The sequence below is a fragment of the Actinomadura sp. 1N219 genome, assembly GCF_044326405.1.
Classification (GTDB): Bacteria; Actinomycetota; Actinomycetes; order Streptosporangiales; family Streptosporangiaceae; genus Spirillospora.
In genome coordinates, this window is sequence record NZ_JBIRAY010000010.1 from 312,401 (window position 1) to 331,925 (window position 19,525).

The following is a 19,525-nucleotide window of genomic DNA, read 5'->3' on the forward strand; positions in this document are numbered from 1 at the left end:
CTCACGGGCGGGCGTCCATCAGGGCAGGGGCAGGGGCAGTGATCACTGGACCTTCTGCACCGCGTCGCCGATCGTCTTCACGAACTCGGGCAGGCGCGGACCCCACCGGGAGGCGACGTCGTCGTCGAGCTCGACCACGCCCTTGTTCTTGACCGCGCCCAGGTCCGACCAGCCGGGCCGCTTCGCGATCACGCCGGCGTTCTGCCCGCAGCACTTGGTGTCGGCCAGGAAGATCAGATCCGGGTCCTGCTTGAGCAGGTATTCGCGGGACAGTTGCGGGTACCCGCCGCTCGCCTTGTCCGCCGCGTCCGCGATGTTGCGGAGGCCGAACAGCCCGTAAACCTGGCCGACGAACGTCTTGGACGTCACGGAGTGAAGCTGGTTGTCGAGCTCGTGGTAGTAGGTGAGCCCCTTCCCCTTGGGCGACGCGGCGACGGTCTTCTGGATCTCGGTCCGCATGCCGTCGACGATCTTCTTCGCCTCCTCGGCGTGCCCGGTCGCCAGCCCGAGGTCGTTGATCTCGTCGTACGCCGCGTCCAGCTTGGTCGCCGCCGGCTCCAGCAGGACGGGGACCTTGACCTTCTCCAGCGCCTTCACGATGCCGTTCAGATCGTCGGACAGGACGACGAGGTCGGGCTTGTACGCGATGATCGCCTCGGCGTTCGGCTTCAAGCCGGACAACTTCGTGCGGGGCGCGTTCGCCGGGACGGTCGAGTAGTCGTCCACCGCCACAACCTGTGGCCCGGCGCCGATCGCGAACAGGGTCTCGGTGTGCGTGGGGGAGAGCGACACGATGCGCTTCGGATCGGCCGGGACTTTCACCGCGCCGTTTCCGGCCTGGACTGTGACGGTCTTCGCGCCCGACGTGCTGTCCTTGGTGTTGCCGTCGTCGCCGCCGCATGCGCCGGCGAACGTGACGGCGCCGAGCGCCACCACCGCGACGAGGGAACGTACGGGTCTCACTGAAGCCTCCTGGCTGCAGGGAAGCCGCGGCCCGCTCATGACGGATCGCCCTTCCACGAGGTCGAAAATCGTCGGCGCGCGAGGAGGCGACCTGGCTCGGCCCTTTCGGGGCTCCACAGTTGCGGGACAGCGCCGGGTTTACACCGGACTTCGCTCCTGGCGCGCAGCACCGTAACGTTATCAGCCGTCGAATCCGGATCTGCCCTGCTCGTGGCGGGATAGTTCACTTCCCGCCCGTATCGACCGAGTGGGCACTCCGTCCGTTCCCGCTATGGAGCCCAAGCGACGCCGCCGCACCCGCAAGGCGCACTGCGATGCCCCGTCTCGCTGACGCATGATCCGGCCCACCCTCCACCCGTCGAGCCCCGACCACGGCCGCGAAATGATCCTCCGCACCGCGCGGCCGCTGATCACGGAGCCCTCGGTACGGCCGTGATCACCGGCCACCCGCCCGACCTCAGCTCGCCCCACTCGCCGTGTGCGCGCAGAGGCCACCTCCGCCCCACATGCCGACCCCGCGAAGGACTGGAATCCGATCGATTCGGCCTGAATCCCCGCGCGGTATGCGCGCATGTCACAGGCCGCAGGTACCAGCGGACACCAAGGAAACTGGCCGGGTCACGGGACGCCAGTCGCGCACCGCCGTCACGTCCATCGCCGGGACGGCTTGAGAGGCATTGCTGACGTGAACGGGGCGGAGTCGCCGTTCAGGGGTGACGCGGGTCATCGGCTGCGGCTCGGTCCCTGGCTTCGACGAAGAAGTCATATAGGGCGGCGACCTCGGGCAGTTGCCGCATGGGTCGCGCAGCTCCGAACGGGGCGTTCCAGAACGGTCCTTGACGCGCATTCCACGGCCCGGCGTAAGCATATGGCTCGTCCAAGTAATCGTCGCCCAGGCTTACCCCGTAGTTGACCTCGTCGAGGCTCACCCCGACGTCGAAGTGTTCAGGCCAAAGCACTGGCATGGAATCCGGTGCAAGCCTCGCGAGAGCCTCATGACCCCGGCCGAAACACTCTGCGATGTAATGGACCGCCTGTGCGTCAACGCCGAGGATTTCATCCAGTCCAACGCCGCTGCCGTTTTTATAGACGTCTTCCGCGCCACCCGCATCGATGCCCACCGCCGCCGCGAGTTCTCTGCAGGTGGTGCCGTTCAACGGGATCTCTCGGTCACTCGCCACGAGCTCCGTCCCGTCCACCCGCAGGACAGGATCTTGGACGGTGCCGAACCCGCCCCGGACGATCCTCAGCCGGATCGTTCCGCTCTGCCTGTACTGCGGCCCGGCGAGGACCAGCTCCGCCACTCCGTGCAACGAACGACGGGCTGTTTCCAACGTTTGCCGATCGACGTTCATGCGCTGTCCTTCGCTAGGGGCGTCCCGCGCAGCCCAGATAATCACAAACTGTCCGGGTCCCCGCTCCAGGTCGCGTACTGCTCCGCCAGTTTCCGGTCGTTCTCCGCCCACCTGCGATGCCGGGACGCCGACTGCAAATGCAACTCGGCCTCCTCCGGGTCGACGGCAGCCATCTGCTCCAGCAGAATCGCCGCCCGGTCATGCGCTCGCGCCGAGGAGACCATCGCCTGACGCGCGTACTCCTCGGTCTCTCGCCTGCGCTCCGCGCGACCGTCCGGCAGCTCGCCGCCGCGGACACCGGACGTCCGCCGACTCCCGCGCGCCTTCAGCGGAAGCGCGCGTTCTTCGCTGCCCATACCAGCCAACCCGACGCCCCGGCTCGTCGATCAACCAGCCTTCCAGACACGTTCGACTATCTACCCAGTAACCCATCTGTTCAGCCCACCCAAGGGCATCCGCCCTCAGACACCCCGCGCAATCTAGGACAAATCCCTCCCGTCCCGCCGTCCCGATCAGGCGATCAAAACCACGATGAAATTCATGGCCTTGCACTCGCGCCTCTTGCGGGAGTGGCATCGCTCCTAACGGCCTTCTAACGCCGGTCGTATTCGAGGTGATCGATGGGTTACCGTCCGGGACCGCCTCCAGCACCTGCTTGGCCAATCAGGGCCCGAGATGTCTTCTGGACGCGTTGAATTCGCCGGAGCTGAAACGCCCGCAGGCCCTTCTTCGGTGATGCTCCTTGCCGAGCTGACTGCGGTCACGGCGCAAATTGCCGTGTTACGGCCCGCCAAGCAGAACGCAATCGACGCACGGGAGTTTGAGCGGCCAGCCGGTATCAGGGACGAGGAGAAACCCACGCCGCGACGCGCTGTGGGGGAGTTCGACGAGCAAACGGCCAAGGCTCGCCTCGCCACCGCGCCCGACATGAGCATGCAGCTCCAGGCAGAGGTGGACAGGCTCCTTGTCTGCTGCATCACAGGCATGGAGGTGACGTTTGACCTGGGCCTCTTGTGCTCGCGGCCGTTCGTTCGGAATGTCGCCTCCACCGTGGGGTGGAGGCTTACGATGCGGTGGGCGACGGGGCACACCCAAGGCAATAGGCAGCCCTGGACCTCGGGGAGCGCCGGGTCGCCAGAGGTCCAGCGGCGCCGACCCGCGTCGGGCTGAAGATGTCCCGGGCGGGATTCATGCCTCTCCATCGTCCGGCGGCTAATTCCCCGACCGGTCGGAGCCATGAGTTCTGAAAAGCTGGCTGTGATCTTGAGTGTGGCGGTCGATTCTCCTGGCCGCAGGGTGGCCATGGCCCGGATCCGAGGACGGTGGCACCGGGTGGGCGCGCCGGGGCAGACGGCGATAGCCGACCATGGGACCCGTGATGATTCCCGAACCTCTCACGCTCTACACCGCTGACGGTGTCCGGATCGACGCAGGCCACACGCGGGGAGACGGTGACCTGTGCTTCGTCCTGGCACATGGCTTCACCTGCTCTTGGCGGCAGCCTGTGCTCCGGCGGATCGCAAATGCGCTCCACCGGCACGGTGGTGTCATCGGCCTGGATTTTCGTGGCCATGGCAGATCTGGTGGCCACTCCACCGTCGGCGACCGTGAGGTTCTCGACGTCGACGCGGCGGTCGCGGCCGCACGCCGGAGAGGGTACGGGCGCATCGCCATAGCCGGGTTCTCCATGGGAGGTGCCGTCGTCGTCCGCCACGCGGCATTGCACGGCGGGGTGGACGCAGTGGTCTCGGTCAGTGCGCCGGCTCGGTGGTACTACCGCGGGACGGTGCCGATGCGGCGTGTGCACTGGGCGATCGAACGACGTGCTGGACGGCTGGCGGTACGTCTGGCACGTGGCACCCGAGTTGCGCCAAAGGGATGGGATCCGGTGCCGGAGGCGCCGTATGAGGTTGCTGGACGGATCGCTCCGGTTCCGCTGCTGGTCGTCCATGGAGACGCGGACCCGTTCCTTCCGCTCGACCACGGCCGCCAGTTGTACGACGCGGCGCGCGATCCGCGCGAGTTGTGGGTGGAGCCTGCATTCGGCCATGCGGAAGTTGCGGCCACGCCTGATCTGATCGAGCGCATCGGTGAATGGGCAAAGGGCGCAGCTTCTATCACGGCGTGATGGACTCGGCGTTCGTCCGAAGGCACATGGGCCTAGGTCGGGGAGACTCATGCAGGGCTTGCGTGGTTGTGGACATGCGTCGGCGTGCTCGAGCTATCGAGGCTGGTCGGGGAGTGGACGGAGTGGATTGCGGGGCGAGGGTTCCCTGATGGCGGCGTAGGTGGGTTGGGCATCGCTGGCGGGGGTGAGCAACATGGGCCTGCAGAGCTGGTTTTGGACGTGGGCGTTGCAGCTTTTGGCGTTGTGCTGAGCTCTGCCCGAAGGTTCGCCCGTGCGTTGGACGTGTTCGATGGCTCACGCTGCGCCCTGCCAGCGGAGCCGATCCGGCAGTGCTGTGATCACGACTCCGGGGCGGTGACCTGGGCCAATCCAAGGTTATCCACATATTCGCAGTGGTCTTCGCGGTGAGTGGCCGAGGGGCATGATCGTGGGCATGAACGGGTTCAGCCTTACCTGGAAGCGAGCGTCCGCGGATTCGATCATCCCCGTCGGACCCGGCGTGTACTTCGTTCCCGTCAAAGGGGCTTCGCTTGCCGCGCGTACCGCCGCACTCAGCGACCTACTCCCGCAGGACGCCGTCGTCGCCCGCCGCGCCGCCGCATGGATTTGGGGCCTTGACGTCTTACCGCCGGGAGTGGACGAGGCCGACTGGAACGTCGAACTCATCACTCCCGGGTCGTCTGACAATCCGATGTCGCGGATCACCGCGGAGACCGTGGAACTTCCCGCAGACCACGTTACGGAGGAGTTTGGTGTACGCATGACGACTCTGGCTCGCACGGCATTGGACTGCGCCCGTTGGCTTCCTCGCTACGAGGCGGTGGCGGCCCTCGATCAATTTCTCCGGCGAGGAGTGAAGACTGATGAACTCAGCTCCATGGCCCGGAGCATGCAGGGTTACCGTGGCAACAGGAGGTTGCGGGAGATTCTCCGCCTCAGTGATCGCGGCGCCGCTTCCCCTGGCGAGAGTTGGACCCGTGTCGCCGTCATAGAGTCAGGCCTTCCCCGTCCGAAGACCCAAGTCCCGGTGAGGGGCGAAGACGGCCAGTGGCTTTACGTAGACCTCGGCTATCCGGAACTCCGTGTCGGCATGGAATACGACGGCGAACGTCATCACTCGGGTCGCATGGCCCAAGCTCACGACGCGCGCCGACGGGCTTGGCTCACAAAAGAGATGGGGTGGGAGATTCTTCCTGTGACCAAGAATTTCTTATACCAGCCCACGGCCTACCTGGAGGCTCTTCTGACCGCACTCATCCAACGAGGATGGCAACCAGATAATTCCACAATGGGACATATCGCCGTCCGACTGGCCCGCCTGAACCGCCGGTCATGGTGACCGCTCAACTCGATCGATACCACCCCTGCGACGAGGGGTACGGAGGCGGTGCGATCGAACCGAGTCAGCGGGCCAGCATGCTGTGTCCTCCCGCCATGGTCGCGGGGCGCGGAAGTTGATCGCGCCGAATCGGCGGATTCCACACCTGTCGATATGCCCGCCCTCCCAGCCCAGGCCGCGCCACCCAGGCCAGGCCACGCCATCCGGGCCAGGCCCCCCGGGGCGGGCCGCGTCACGCGGGGCGGGCCGCGCCTCGCGTGGGAGGGCGGGCTAGGGCAGGGCGGCCAGGACGTGACGGGCCAGGCGAGCCAGGCAGGGGCGTGGCAGGTAGGCCAGGACAGGGGCCGTGGCAGGCCAGGCCAGAGGCGTGGCAGGGCAAGGTAGGGCGTGGCGGGGCAGGCCAGGGTATGGCGGGGCAGGCAGGCCAGGCCGGGGTAGAGCGTGGCGGGCAGGCCGGGGTAGAGCGTGGCGGGCATGCAGGGTAGGCGCGGGGCATGCAGGGCAGGGCAGGGCGGGTCAGGCCAGGTCAGGGCAGGGCGTGGCGGGGGATGGGGTTGGTCAGGTTAGGGCGGGTCGGGGTGGGTGGGGCGAGGTAAGGAGCCGCAACCGTCTCCGTCAAGAACTGTTCCACGTGGACGAGGTCCCGCGCGTGCTCAGCCGGAAGTAGCCCGCCCCTAGGGCCTGGTCAGCGAGGTGACTGTAATCCGGGACGGCCGCTCGACTACGCTCGCCCAACCGCAGGACGCAACCGTCTCCGTCAAGAGCTGTTCCACGTGGACACGATCCCGCGCGTGCTCAGCCGGAAGTAGCTCGCCCCTAGGGCCTGGTCAGCGAGGTGACTGTAATCCGGGACGGCCGCTCCACCACGCTCGCTCAACCGCAGGACGCCACCGTCCTCGAACCCGCTCCGAAGGTATGCGCGACCACCCCTTCGCGTGCAAGGGCGGCCGCTGCACTTGCCGCGTCCTTCTCGTAGAAGGCGAGGTCGACATGCGCCGCAACTACGGCGGATGCGTGCATTGCCGGGGGCCGGCTGGCGCCTCATTCGGGTCAGCGGCGTCGTCCTAGGCCCGCCTCCCAGGGAGACCTGGGCGCCCTGACCACAGAACCCTGGTCCTAACCCACAAGTTCGACGCCGGGCACGCACATGTGAAGTCCAGGATGTCGATCGTGAAGTCCTGGGCCCATTCAGACGTCCCACACAGCGGGTCTTCCCTGCGAGGAACGTGTCCTCACAGGTCAGTGTCGCTGAGGATAATCTGCAACATCTTCGTGCATGAAGCCGCGAGCGTGGTTCTTCGGCCTGTCCGGCTTCGGACAAGGCGGGCTTCAAGGGGGATGATGTCGGCGGGGGTTGACGGCTGGATTCCGCGAGGGAATTTGGTGTCTGCCGCAGATGCATTGTGCGGACGGCTGCTATCGTTTATCCAGCAGCTTCACCAGGCTCTTTGGTGCGATCAGGCGGTAGCTGTCCTCGATGAGCTCAGCCATTTCAGCCCAGTCGTGGTCGATGTTGAGGTGTGCCCCTACCCATCCTTTGCTGCCGACATACTTCGGGACGAAGAAGCGCTCGGGGTTTCCGCCACGAGAGCTTCTTGCACGCCCGTGCCTGCCTTGAGTGTCATCGAGAGGCCGTCCTCGCTGGTCATCACGAACAACTTGTCGCGGACTCGAAAGGAGGGCGCAGTATGCCCGCCAAATGGCTTCTCGGTCGCCTCCGGTAGCGAAAGGCATATTTCTCGTATTCGGGACAGCGCATCCATGTCGGTCATTGCATTTCCTTGGAAGGTTGCAGGTCCGGGCTGAGTCATTCCGTGTAGCTGTGACCAAAGCGGGTGCTTGTTAGCGCTAATTCCTATGCTCGGTCAGGGTCGAGTAGGGCGTATTGGTGGCTGTGCGATCCAGGCAAGTATTAGATGCCCCTGACTTGTTGGTGGCGTTGATTGGTGAGAATTTATGTGACGGTTGATGTGTGCCCAAGGTCGGTATGGGGTTGGCGCTGCGATGGCTTCGTCCTCGGAAGCGGCGCAGGATCGGCTGGCCGAGGACGGTCGACCAGAACTCGGCGAGCGGCGACTGGTCATGCGAGTGGATGACCAAGAGGCGCGATGCCATTCCCCGAGGTTACCGGTGAGATGAGGGGCGGCCCGGGGAGGTGCGGGGCAAGGTCAATGAGGTTGGTCTAGGGGGTGAGCGGGAACGCGGTGAGGGGTGTGGCGTGTCCAGGGCGTGCGTGACGCTTCTTGAGGGTGCGGAGTGGCGGCGGATCGGATGTCGAGGACGTGGCTGAGACGTCCGGGCGTTAGTAAGCGGGTCAGCTAGGGGCGCCAGCCAATGCGACGTTCGTCCAGGCGGACGCAGGATTTGCCGACTGGCCGGTCGGTTTCGCGGACGTACTGTGAGCCTCGGTACTACGCGTCCGGCTCGTCCCGCTAGGCGGTCATCGATGCGCCGATGCCATGGGTCAGTCTTTGCTCGCCTCGCGCATGCAGAGACGTGGTCGGCTTCTCGTCCTTGGGAACAGGTGGACGACTTCGGTTCGGCTGTCTCTATTGCTGCGGTTGTGCAGCACTCCGAGGTGTCGCCTGGACCGGAGCGGCTGGCGGGATTCCGAAGCCTCATTGTCGCCGCGCGATCCACCCCGGCCCCACCCGCAACGACACGCCCTCCAGCGCCGCGCCGTCCGCCTCCGGATATCGCACCGTCACCCCCAACAGCACGATCGCGAGCGCACCCGGACACCGCACGGCATGCCCGCTCGGACGCGCCGCCGGGACGTCCAGGCGATGCATTCCCGATGACCCATCGGGCACGGCGAGTTCGACGCGAACGTGGCGCGTGCGGCCCGTGACTGGAATTAGTGGCCGGATGGGAGGTGGGCTAGCCGGTCGAGCGTGAGGGCCGCGTGAGCAGTAGACACAGATCATGTCCGGAATCGTGGACGTCGCATGCGCAGTTCGATGTTTCCTGGCCCGTGCAGTGCGAGAGCTCGCGAGGGGAGGCGGGCCCGGCAATTCCTGGGCGCAGGGGCGGCCGGGCCGTCGTGAGCAGCACCCATGAGATCGTCCAGCTGGTGGGTGCCCGGATGGCGGATCGTGTTCATGGGCACGTCCGGATGGTCCTGGCCGTGCCCCCGCCCTTCGGCCAGTTCTACGGAGGGCGTGACCGAGTCCGTGGACGCTGACGTGCGCCACTCACGGAGAGAATGTCCGCGCCAAGGCCAGACGATGGATCTTGCTCGGTTCATCGTGCTGGCGTTGGTCGGGTTCTGGGGCACGTCCAGTAGTACGAAGAGGCACGGTTGATCGTGGGTCGCCGAAGGATGCCCTTTCGCGCGGCGGGTCACCTCGCTCCGCTGACGGTGCGAAGGTGGGTCATCTGGCGGGTGTAGCGGTCTTCGAGGGGTGTGCGGTCGGCGACGGCAAAAGAGCGGGGGTGGTGCATGTGGATGTCGCGGTCGTTGTAAGGAAGCCGCGCCGTCCTGTGTCTGCTGCGCTTGCCGGACGAGAACCGCGGGTTCTTGGAATGCCTTGGAGTGGCGGGCTTCGGCGTCCGGACCTTGCTCGCTGCGGCGCGTTGAGGTGGGCTCGGTCGGCGGCGTTGGTTGGAAGACATGCTGAGTCCGGCGCGGATGTCCGGGTCCGGAACATCACGCAGGTCTACGCTGAGCCGTACATATCACAGCAGTGGAGGCATGGCGCATGAACCGCAGCGAACTGGTCAGAGCCGTGGCGGAGCGCGCGGGAAGCGACGAGGCCGCCGCCCGGCGGCACGTGGACGCCGTGGTCGAGACCGTGATGGAACGGGTGTCCGCCGGGGAGCGGGTCATCGTCACCGGATTCGGCACGTTCGACCGCCTGTCCCGTCCGGCCCGCAGTGCCCGCAATCCGCGCACCGGCCTTCCGATCGAGGTGCCCGCCGCCGAGGTGCCGCGGTTCCGGTCCGGGCAGACGTTCCGGAATCGTGTCGCCGAGAGCGGTCCCGCCGTCGTCCAAGAGCAGGCTGTGGAGGCCACCGCGGCCGAACCGGCCGTGGCGGCGGCCGCGGCGCCGGATACGGCGGTGAGCGTCGTTGTCGATCCGCCGTCCGCTAAGAAGGCCAAGAACGAACAGAAGCCTGGGAAGAAGGCCAAGAAAGCCGCGGACGCGAAGAAAGTGTCGAAGAAGGGCAAGGCGGCGGCCAAGGCTCCGAAGGCTCCGAAGGCTTCCAAGGCGGAGGCCTCCTCGAAGAAGCGACCGCGCAAGTCGAAGTCTCGCGCCAAGGCCTCCAAGTAGCCTCACGCGAACGGTTGCTCCCATCGCGCCCAGCCGACAGTTGGGCGGGCGAGCATGGTTTGCAACCGGCGTCGCGTTTGGGGCGTTCGGTGGTTGGGTGGGCCGAGTTGTGGTCTCGTGCGCGGGGATCGGAACCTCAGTCTCGGATCGCGACGTGGGTGACACCCGGGACTGTCTGCGGGAGGACGTCGGCGATCCGCTTGGCCGACGTGTCCGCGCGACCGTGCAACTCGACCACGCCGTTTCGCACCGATACGTCCCACTGCGAGGCGTCCGGTTCGTACTCTGCGATCGTGGCCAGGACGTCGTCACGGATGCGGGCGTCGTCGTGGGCCAGGATCGCGACGAGGTCTCGGCGTGTGACGATTCCGACGATGTCGGAACCGGTCAGGACCGGGACGCTCTTGATCCGCGTTTTCAGCATCGTCTCGGCGAGCACGGCGATGTCCGTGTTGGGCAGGGCGATCTCCACGTCGCGGGTCATGACCTCCGCCACGCGACGCGGGGGCGGGGCCGTTGCGGTGGCGGCCGTCCGGGCGAACGCTCTGGGGTCGTGCTCGAACACGTCGTGCAGGAGGTCCGTCTCGCTGACGATTCCTGCCAGCAGGCCTGATTCGTCCACGACGGGCAGTGCGGTCACGTCGTGCTCATGGAGGACGCGGATGGCCTGACGGACCGTGGCCGACGGCGGAATCGTCACGACGGGCGAGGTCATCGCCTCCCGGACCAGCATGGCGCGTTTCTCCTTCCGGCGAGGACGCACCTTCATTTACCCGGATGGTGCCCTTCTGACCCTTTCGCCCAAGGTTGCCGGGCGACCGTGGCGCTCGGCCGGGCCTGCCGCAGGGTCGCAGGATGATGGCGAGCGGGAGGACGAGCGCGAGTATGAGGCTGCTTGCGAGATATGACGGTCTTCTTTAGCCCGCCACGACGCCAGCCCTGATCCTCAAGCCCTGAGCCTCAAGCGCTCCTGGCGGACGCGCGCCTTTGGGCGTGGTAGGTGAAGCCAGCAAGGGCCGATGCCAAGCAATAACCGTGCCCAACCGACCAGGGTGATACCCGCCCCGGATGGCTGGGCCTGGGTGGTGCTGGGGCCGGGGTGGTGCGGCGTCTGGGTGGTGCTGGGGCCGGCGTCTGGGTGGTGTTGGGTCTGGGTGGGCTTGGGTTAGGTGGGTTGGGTGTTAGAACAGTGTTGGGGGGCCGGTCGGTTCTGGGGTGGGTAGAGGGTTGATCTCGGGGAGTCGGTCTCTTGCGTCGTCGTGGAAGCGGCGGGCGAGCGTTAGTGCGTCTGCGTTGTCCGGTGTGTGGATGAACACGGTCGGCGAACGTCCCTCACGCAACCACTCGACGACCCTCTCGATCCAGAATCGCCATCCTTCGACCGTTTCCGCCGTGTCGTCCCGTCCCAGGTAGCGGACGATCGGACGGTCGGTCAGCGCGACAGACCGCCGCGGAACACGCGGCTTCTTCGTCCACGCATCGCGTTCCGCGTCGCTGCCCGGACGCCTCTCGAAGAACACGGTGGTGTCGAACGGAACCCACTCTGCCCCGGCGCCGCCGAGGACCCGTTCAAGATCGCGCACGCATCCGGCGTCCTCGAAGAACGCGCGGTGGCGCACCTCGACGGCGTATCTGTGCTCTTTCGGAAGGCGACGCAGAAATCCGGCCAGCGTCCCGAGATCCGACGGGCCGAACGACCCCGGAAGCTGCACCCACAGCGCATGCGCCCGCGACTCCAGGGGCTCCATCGCGGTCAGGAACGTCCGGAACTCGTCATCGAATCCGACCAGCCGCCGCTCGTGCGTGATCGACTTCGGCAGCTTGACCACGAACCGGAAGTCGGGCGCCGTCTGCTCCGCCCACGACTCGACCGTGCCGCGCGACGGCGTCGCGTAGAAGGTCGTGTTGCCCTCCACCGCGTTGCACCAGCTCGCATAGGCGCGCAGCCGCTCACTCGGAGCCAGCGGGTGCGGAAGGAAACGTCCTTGCCAAGGCGGATGGGCCCACATCGCGCACCCCACATGAAGCCGCATGAACCCGACGCTATCGAAATCGGTGCCTGACGGTGCCCGTGACCTGCGTTCCCGCTAGCGCTTGAACTCCGTCCGGCCGTGCGCCGTATCTCCACGCACAGACCGGACCTTGGAGGACCCATGACCCGCCGTAACGCCACGAGGAAGACTCGTATGCGCACCGTGGTCACGTGGACCGCGGTGACCGCCGGATCCGCCGGCCTCGTAGCCGGCTCGCTGTACGCGGTCCGGATGCAGGACCAGTCCGGCGGCGGCCGGGAGGCCGCGCTCGCCGGGCAGCAGGCATCGAACACGCAGAGGAGATCGGCCGGCGCGCTGGCCGCCAAGCTGGCCGACCGGCTCGGGACGCGCACCGCCGGCGCGTACCTCGACTCGTCCGGCCGGCCCGTCGTCACGGTCACCAACAGCGCGGACGCCGCCATGGTGCGCGAAGCCGGCGCCGTGCCGAAGGCGCTGCAGAGAAGCCCGGCGACGCTGAAGCGGATCACCGCCGCTCTCCGCCAGTCGACGTCCGGCGTATCGGGCACCGGCTGGGCCGTCGACCCCGCCACGTCCAAGGTGACCGTCTGGACGGACGATTCCGTCACCGGGGCGCGCATGGCCGCGGTGCGCCGGACGGCCAGGGAGATGGGGCCGGCGATCCGCATGGTCCGCATTCCGGGACGCCTCCGCACCTTTGCCCTCGGCGGCGACGCGATCTTCGGCGGGGGCACCCGCTGCTCGCTGGGCTTCAACGTCAAGCGCGGCGATCAGGACTTCTTCCTCACCGCCGGGCACTGCGGCAACGTCGTGCGCACCTGGACCGCCGACCAGCAGGGCGGCCAGGCGCTCGGCACCACCGTGGAGAGCAGCTTCCCGGGGGACGACTTCGCGCTCGTCCAGGCGGAGGAGGCCGGGGAAGGCGCCGTCAACCTGTACAACGGCCAGTCGCAGGACATCACCGAGGCCGGCGAGGCCGTCGTCGGGCAGGACGTGACGCGCAGCGGCAGCACCACCGGTCTCCGCGAGGGCACTGTCACCGCGACCAACGCCACGGTGAACTATCCCGAAGGCACCGTCACAGGAGCGATCCAGACGACCGTCTGCGCGGAACCGGGTGACAGCGGCGGGCCGCTGTTCAGCGGAAGCACCGCGCTGGGCCTCACGTCGGGTGGCTCAGGCGACTGTCAGTCTGGCGGCGTCACCTTCTTCCAGCCGGTGGACGAGCCGCTCGAGGCTTTCGGCGCCGAAGTCAGCTGACCTCAGGCCCGAGGAGGCCGGTTCCGGCGCGTTCGGAACCGGCCTCTGAGCCGCCGCTCTCGGACGACGGGCTCACGAATCGAAACCCCGTCGTCCAGCGAGGAAATCTCTCGTCGACTCGATGCGGTCGACTCGCAGCCTTCCCTTGTGCGCCTTCTGGGTGGACGCCCTATCCCAGATGCCGTCGAGCATGGGCAGTTGAGGTTGACGGTGGCGCCTCGTGCGCGCCGCCCTGCTCAGCCCTGCGCCGCCAAATTCTCAAAAGCAATCTGTATAAGTAGTTGGGCCCGTCCCCCGAACTCGTGCGGTCCCTTTGAGGGGGCGTCGGACCTGCAGAATCGAACTGACCCTAACCCGCTCGCCGTCCCATGAGCAGTTGCGGGACGGACGCCTGGACCCGGTAGATAGGCGGTTTGCGTCGCTCCGTGCGGTCTTCCCCCTAGACCGCTCCGCCGGTAGGATTCCCGCGCTCGGTCAGCTTGGCTTGGACGATGTGGAGTCTGCGGTGTCCACGGATGATCCCTCGAATTCCGCGAAGTTCTCGGTCGACGTTCCGACGCCCGCGCGAATGTACAATTACGGTCTCGGCGGCAAGGACAACTACGCCGTTGATCGCGCCGCGGTCCGGGCGGTTAACGCGAGGTTCCCCGAGGCTCTCGACGCGACGCGGGCCAACCGGCTGTTCCTCTATCGCGTGGTTCGATTCCTGGCACGAGACGCCAGGATCAAGCAGTTTCTCGACCTGGGCAGCGGATTGCCCACCCAGCACAACGTGCACCAGGTGGCGCAACAGTTCCGGCCGGACGCACACGTGGTCTATGTCGACAACGACCCCATCGTTTTGACGCACGGGCGTGCCGTGCTGGCCGAGAACGAGTACACCACGGTCATCGCACAGGACATGACCAAGCCCGACGAGGTGCTCGATCATCCTGACGTGCGACGCATCATCGACTTCACACAGCCGGTCGCCGCGCTGTTCCTGTCGGTTCCGCATTCGATCCCCGACGATGAGATGGCCCAGCACACCATCGGCACCTTCACGGACGCGCTGGTTTCCGGAAGCTACGTCGCGCTGTCCCAATTCGTCGGCGCCGACCAGCAGACGGCCGACGAGTTCACCGCGATCATGCAGAGTGTCGGCATGAAATGGAGAAGCCGGACGCCCGACCAGGTCAAGGCATTCGTGAACGGACTGGAACCCGTCGAACCGGGAATGGTCAACGTCATGGACTGGCGTCCGGATCCCACGCAGCCGCCACTGGACCCGGTCGATCCGGCCTTGCAATCCGACATCGGCGCGTCGACCGAACGCGAACTCGCCAGAGAGTTCGGCGGAGTGCTCCGCAAGCCCTGACCCCCGCCGTGCTTCGGCCGACGTCCCTTGGCGGCACTCGATGCGGTCGGTGGCGTCGCCGTCACGCGCCCGCCGCGTCGTAGCGACCGGCAGCAGATCGGACGCCACAGGTGTGGCGGTCACGATGAACGGCCGAAATAGGTAGGGCCACCTAGAGTTCTCCGGATTGATACCTCGCTTGCCGCAACCCATCGTGGTGGCGCCATCGCCGAATCGGCCGTGGCATCCACGAGCAGAGGAAGCAGCGAGGATGGATGGTCGCCACGTCGTCGTCCCCAGAGCGCCGCCACACCGCCTCGCTTGGAAAATGCAGCTCGTAGCCCAGTGCGGCGGAACCGGCCGCCGAACATCTGCGCGTCGAGCCCGGCATCCCGGACGGCGTGTCGTGATGCTGCGGCGCGGCCATCGGGTCGGCGGCCGGGATCGAGGGTTGCGGACGTGCGGGGACGGGCTGCGTCGACCTCGTCGCGCATGACGTCGACACGTGCGTCGCGGGTGCGGCCGCCATCGCCTGCCATCGACTGGCGGTTCCTCAGTCGGACGTCGATGGCTCGACCGACGACCACCTATCACGACGCCTGTAAGAACAGGTCGGGGTTATTCCGAAGAAGAAAAAATGCGCAGTGTCCCCACACTAACTGAGAACGATCCTCTCCAGATTGTCCCTACCGGGCCGTTCGATCAGGCGCTCAAGGCGGCGATTCAGGCACGAGGTCTCAGCCTGGAAGCGCTGAGCCGCCGGCTGCGAGCGCTGGGCAGTCCAGTCAGCGTGGCGTGCCTCAGCCATTGGCAGCGTGGCCGAAACAGACCCGAGCGCGCCGATTCTCTGAAGGCCGTCCGGGGACTTGAGGAGATCCTGGGACTGCCGCGCCATTCCCTCCTCACCCTCCTGAAGTCGAAAACCCGATACCAGGCACCACGACTCCCACTGGACGAGCTGTGCGAGCAGCCCCGGGTCAAGGGCCTGGTGGACGCCATCGGTACCCGGACCAACGGGCAAATGGTCGGCTTGAGCCTGCACAGCCAATACCTGCTGGGACGGAACGGGCAACTTCTCCAGACCCGAACCCGCATGGTGTTCCAAGCCCGGCAGCGCGGCGTTGACCGTTGGATCGCCGTCTATAGCCACCAGCATGGCCTACTGCCTTCTGCGCGCATCGCCGAAGGATGCCGCTTCGGCCGGACGCGAACCGATGACGTCGGCGCGATCGCTACCGAGCTCCTCTTCGACCACCCCCTCGCCAAGGGCGAGACCTACCTGCTGGAGTACACCTTCACCTTCGACGAATCCGGACCGCCCATGACCGGCGACGGACGCGCATTCCGCATACCGATGCATCAATTCATGCTTGATGTCCGCTTCCACCCCGAGGCCGTCCCAACGCGCTGCTTCCGCGTGTGGCGGCCGGACGGCCGCACCCCACTGCAAGACAGAACGCAACTGCGCCTCTCCCTCTACAACAGCGTTCACTTCCTCGATTTCGGCCTCGACGGCGGCTACCACGGAATGCGCTGGGAATGGGACTGACCCATGCCGAACAGCACCCGCGACGCCGCGGAGTGACGCCGCCTCGGGCGCGCTCGCACGGCAGCCTGTCGATGAACCGGGCTGATGGCCGCCGGTCTGGTCGGTCGCGTCCAGGTGACGACCTTCCCGGCGCTCACGCTCGACGGCCACACCCAAGAGCTCATCTACCGGTCCAGGCAGGGCCCTGCACGTCTGATCGTCCGCTCAGGTACACGACGCGTCAGATGAGCGAACCCCGACGCCGAAGTTCCGACGACACTCCGACCGGCTTCAGGGCCACCTTGGTCACGCGGGGCTGCTGTCTCGTTCTGTTGCGCTGTCGGACGGCAGTGTGCTTCTGTGAATTGGCTGATCGGGAGGGCGCACGATGGTGAAGTTTCGGACGACGATCGAACTGGGCGGCAAGACCGCGACCGGGTTCGAGGTTCCGGCCAGCGTCGTCGAACAACTCGGGGCGGGCAAGAAACCGAAGGTGAAAGTGACCATCGGCGCCCACAGCTACCGCAGCACGGTCGCCGTCTACGGCGACCGGTACATGCTGCCGCTGGCCGCCGAGAACAGGAACAAGGCCGGTGTCGAAGCGGGAGACGAGACCGAGGTCGCTCTCGAATTGGACACCGCGCCCCGGGTGGTCGAGGTTCCCGAAGACTTCGCGCAGGCCCTTGCCGCTGAACCGGCGGCACAGCAGACCTGGGATGGCCTGTCGTACAGCAACCAGCGGTATCACGTGCTGCAGATCGAGGGCGCCAAGACCGAACAGACCCGGCAACGGCGAATCGCCAAATCGGTGGACACGCTCAGCCAGGGCAAACAACGCTGACCGGGCGGACGACTTTCACCGCGCCGCGTCCCGACCACGTTGCCGTCGGGCATTTCGCAGTCGGGTCCGCTTGCGCGACGTGGTTTCACTGGAGCGTAGTGAACCAGCGGACGATCTGGGCGGTGCCTGCGACGTTGGAGCCGAGGTGGCGGGAACCGCCGTACAGGGTGTCGCCCACGTCGATGACGGGGGCGTTGACGCCGCGCTCGCGGAGCCACGCGGCGCAGTGGTCGGTGTTGACGGTCGTGGCCTGCTCGTCGTCGGCGATCTTGTAGAGGCGGATCGGGACGCGCGGTGTCCAGGCGTTGCAGACCTCGGCGTCCACGCGCAGGGCCTCGGCGAACGTGCCGGACGGACGGTGCAGCATCGCGAGGCCGCGTCGCGTGAGGAGGTCGCCGAGTGTGTCGGGCAGGGCGTCCACCACGTCCGATCCGGGGGTGGCGCCGTTGAAGAGCTGCTCGACGCGGCTCGCGTGAGGTTCATGGAAGACGTCCGACGGCGTCTCGTAGATGCCGCCGTGAATCCGGTTCCACGCGGTGAAGAGGTAGGAGACGTAGACGGCGGCGACTTCCGGCGGCACGTCACCCTTCAGCAGGGCGGGGAGTTCGGCGCCCTCGAAGTCGTAGGCGCCGCTGATCGGGGCGACCGCGCGGATGCGGAAGCGGGGGTCGGCACCGTCCTGCAACGCGCGGGCCAGGCCGAGGGCGGACGATGCGCCCTGCGAGAACCCGGTGGCCAGCACCTCACCGTTCAGAACGCGCCCGGTGCGCGGCACGAATTGCCGCGCGGCGCGGAGCATGTCGAGCGACGCGGAGACCTCGGACGGCACATGCTTCCAGGGGTGAAGGCCCGACCCCTTGCCGAGACCGAGGTAGTCAGGGGCGACGGCGGCGAACCCGGCCGCGCCGTAGGTGACCGCCGGGCCGGGGCCCCAGACATCGCCGGAGGTTGACGGCGCGTCCGGCTTGTAGATCTCCGTGCCATGCGTGAAGGAGACCGTCTGGAGCCTGCGTTCGCCGCCGTGGGGCAGGACGAGGAGGCCGCTGGCCGTGGTGGCGCGGCCGCGGGCGTCGATCGTCCGGTAGACGAGGCGGTAGGTGTCCACGCCGTACCGGACGGACGAGTTGTCGAAGCCCTCCGTCGCCAGCCACCTGCGCACCTGGTCTGCGGACATGGTTCGGAGATGGGTCGCGGAAACGAGATGTCCGCGCGCGGCGGTCTGGTGGGTGAGGGCGTGACGGTCCTGGGGGTTCGCGGACGCGGCGGGCGCCGCGCCGACACCGGCGGCGGTGGTGATCGCCGCGGCGGCCACCAGGCCGGCGGTCAGGCGTGCTGCGGTGCGTGTCATGGGCTTCAGCCTTCTCGCGAGCCGACCGAAACCGCATCCCGCCGATGAGTGATCTCGAAACTGCTACCCGAGACCCGCACAGCTCCAAAACACTCCGGGGCCCCGGGCCTAGTGCCGCATCCGCGAGCGTGCGGGCGAGGCCGGTCCCGGCCGACCGCACCGCCGACGCGGCACTCGATCTCAAAGGACCCGTGCGGCCGCTGGCCGCCATTTACCGGTCGAGCCTTTGACGCGGATCCCGGACACTCCCGATTGCGCGGGCTTGGTGCTGCATGAGAGCAACCGGTGGGCCGGACGATCTGCGCTGCGACTATCGTGATGAATGGATTTGTTGGGCATCCTGTTGGCGCTGAGGATAGGGATTCCGGCTTGAATCTCGACCGCGTCCGAGACCGTCTTCTGGCGGTTCGGGACGGTTGATGGCGCGCCCGTGGGGGAGTTGATGACGGCCTTGTGCCTGATCCTCTAGAGCGTCCATAAATGTCTGCGCTCGCGGAAGTGGCAGGAGATTGGCCCGGGATGCTTTGGCTCTTCCGGCCAGTGCGTGATCTTTGGCAAAGGTGTACTCTCCAATCGTGAGCATCAGGACACATAGCGCGACGGAGGAGGCGGAGGATCTGTTCCTTCGCTGCGGGGAGAGAGTGGGGCTCCGCAGGGTCGCCGCCATCGATCAGGACGCCTTTGTCGGACTGGCGCGGCGGAGCGAGTCGCACTTCCGTCCCTGGATCCTGGCTCCGAAGACCGCGGACGAGTTCGACAGGTACATCAAGCGATTCGATCAAGTCGCCGCGGACGGGTTCGTCGTCTGCCTGCTGGGCACGAAGGCGATGACCGGGTTCGTCAACATCAACGAGATCGTCCGCGGGCCGTACCAGCGCGGGGTCATCGGCTACGGGGCTTTCGTGTCCGGTACCGGACACGGTTACATGACCGAGGGGCTGCGGTTGCTGCTCGACTACGCCTTCACCGATCTGGACCTGCATCGCGTCGAAGCCGACATTCAGCCGGCGAACCTCAAATCCGTCAACCTGGTCAAGAGATTACAGTTTCGGAAAGAAGGGTACTCGCCGAACTTCATCAAGATCAATGGCAGATGGATGGACCACGAGCGCTGGGCGATCGTCAAAGGCCAGATATGACG

17 protein-coding genes are annotated in these 19,525 nt (G+C 66.8%); 9 read left to right on the plus strand and 8 right to left on the minus strand.

The window, feature by feature from the left end:
• Window positions 1-42: 42 nt before the first annotated feature.
• From ACH35V_RS28665 to ACH35V_RS28675, 3 genes are all read right to left on the minus strand, one after another.
• Window positions 43-963, minus strand: coding sequence for an ABC transporter substrate-binding protein (locus ACH35V_RS28665; protein ID WP_395976828.1), 921 nt, complete (start codon window positions 961-963; stop codon window positions 43-45).
• A gap of 707 nt (window positions 964-1,670) precedes the next feature.
• A complete protein-coding gene (locus tag ACH35V_RS28670) occupies window positions 1,671-2,318 on the minus strand; it encodes a hypothetical protein (RefSeq protein ID WP_395976830.1) in 648 nt (215 codons plus the stop codon).
• A gap of 41 nt (window positions 2,319-2,359) precedes the next feature.
• Window positions 2,360-2,674, minus strand: a complete 315-nt coding sequence (locus tag ACH35V_RS28675) for a hypothetical protein (protein ID WP_395976832.1) — start codon at window positions 2,672-2,674, stop codon at window positions 2,360-2,362.
• 379 nt (window positions 2,675-3,053) lie between these two features.
• Between ACH35V_RS28675 and ACH35V_RS28680 the strand changes: the two genes are divergently transcribed.
• The 3 genes from ACH35V_RS28680 (at window position 3,054) to ACH35V_RS28690 (ending at window position 5,785) form a co-directional block, all read left to right on the plus strand.
• A complete protein-coding gene (locus ACH35V_RS28680) occupies window positions 3,054-3,488 on the plus strand; it encodes a hypothetical protein (protein ID WP_395976834.1) in 435 nt (144 codons plus the stop codon).
• A 208-nt stretch (window positions 3,489-3,696) separates the two neighbouring features.
• Entirely contained in the window at window positions 3,697-4,446 is a 750-nt protein-coding gene (locus ACH35V_RS28685) for an alpha/beta hydrolase (protein ID WP_395977071.1), read from the plus strand.
• 433 nt (window positions 4,447-4,879) lie between these two features.
• The gene (locus tag ACH35V_RS28690; RefSeq protein ID WP_395976836.1) at window positions 4,880-5,785 is read left to right on the plus strand and encodes a hypothetical protein; all 906 of its coding nucleotides are present in this window, start codon (window positions 4,880-4,882) and stop codon (window positions 5,783-5,785) included.
• A 1,526-nt stretch (window positions 5,786-7,311) separates the two neighbouring features.
• Here the strand turns inward: ACH35V_RS28690 and ACH35V_RS28695 are convergent.
• On the minus strand, window positions 7,312-7,557 hold the full coding sequence (locus ACH35V_RS28695) for an MmcQ/YjbR family DNA-binding protein (protein WP_395976838.1): 246 nt from the start codon (window positions 7,555-7,557) through the stop codon (window positions 7,312-7,314).
• Window positions 7,558-8,403: 846 nt separating this feature from the next.
• Entirely contained in the window at window positions 8,404-8,577 is a 174-nt protein-coding gene (locus ACH35V_RS28700; protein ID WP_395976840.1) for a hypothetical protein, read from the minus strand.
• An 894-nt stretch (window positions 8,578-9,471) separates the two neighbouring features.
• Between ACH35V_RS28700 and ACH35V_RS28705 the strand changes: the two genes are divergently transcribed.
• Window positions 9,472-10,059 carry an HU family DNA-binding protein gene (locus tag ACH35V_RS28705; RefSeq protein WP_395976841.1) on the plus strand — a complete coding sequence of 196 codons (588 nt, stop codon included), beginning with the start codon at window positions 9,472-9,474 and terminating at the stop codon, window positions 10,057-10,059.
• 136 nt (window positions 10,060-10,195) lie between these two features.
• On the opposite strand, the gene ACH35V_RS28710 is transcribed toward ACH35V_RS28705, so the two are convergent.
• A complete protein-coding gene (locus ACH35V_RS28710; RefSeq protein ID WP_395976842.1) occupies window positions 10,196-10,828 on the minus strand; it encodes a CBS domain-containing protein in 633 nt (210 codons plus the stop codon).
• Between the two features lie 412 nt (window positions 10,829-11,240).
• Complete coding sequence (locus ACH35V_RS28715; protein WP_395976843.1) at window positions 11,241-12,092, minus strand: DUF72 domain-containing protein; 852 nt, start codon at window positions 12,090-12,092, stop codon at window positions 11,241-11,243.
• A 153-nt stretch (window positions 12,093-12,245) separates the two neighbouring features.
• Here ACH35V_RS28715 and ACH35V_RS28720 point away from each other — a divergent pair, with 153 nt between their 5' ends.
• From ACH35V_RS28720 to ACH35V_RS28735, 4 genes are all read left to right on the plus strand, one after another.
• Window positions 12,246-13,331 (plus strand): S1 family peptidase, encoded by a 1,086-nt coding sequence (locus ACH35V_RS28720; RefSeq protein ID WP_395976844.1) that lies wholly within the window; start codon window positions 12,246-12,248, stop codon window positions 13,329-13,331.
• 505 nt (window positions 13,332-13,836) lie between these two features.
• On the plus strand, window positions 13,837-14,688 hold the full coding sequence (locus tag ACH35V_RS28725) for an SAM-dependent methyltransferase (protein WP_395976845.1): 852 nt from the start codon (window positions 13,837-13,839) through the stop codon (window positions 14,686-14,688).
• A gap of 616 nt (window positions 14,689-15,304) precedes the next feature.
• On the plus strand, window positions 15,305-16,216 hold the full coding sequence (locus ACH35V_RS28730) for a helix-turn-helix domain-containing protein (protein WP_395976846.1): 912 nt from the start codon (window positions 15,305-15,307) through the stop codon (window positions 16,214-16,216).
• Window positions 16,217-16,583: 367 nt separating this feature from the next.
• Window positions 16,584-17,036, plus strand: a complete 453-nt coding sequence (locus tag ACH35V_RS28735; protein WP_395976847.1) for a YdeI/OmpD-associated family protein — start codon at window positions 16,584-16,586, stop codon at window positions 17,034-17,036.
• 85 nt (window positions 17,037-17,121) lie between these two features.
• Here ACH35V_RS28735 and ACH35V_RS28740 read toward each other — a convergent pair whose 3' ends face one another.
• Window positions 17,122-18,384, minus strand: a complete 1,263-nt coding sequence (locus ACH35V_RS28740) for an alpha/beta hydrolase family protein (RefSeq protein WP_395976849.1) — start codon at window positions 18,382-18,384, stop codon at window positions 17,122-17,124.
• 575 nt (window positions 18,385-18,959) lie between these two features.
• Between ACH35V_RS28740 and ACH35V_RS28745 the strand changes: the two genes are divergently transcribed.
• Window positions 18,960-19,523: a GNAT family N-acetyltransferase gene (locus ACH35V_RS28745; RefSeq protein WP_395976851.1), complete on the plus strand. Its 564-nt coding sequence runs from the start codon at window positions 18,960-18,962 to the stop codon at window positions 19,521-19,523.
• Window positions 19,524-19,525 lie beyond the last annotated feature (2 nt).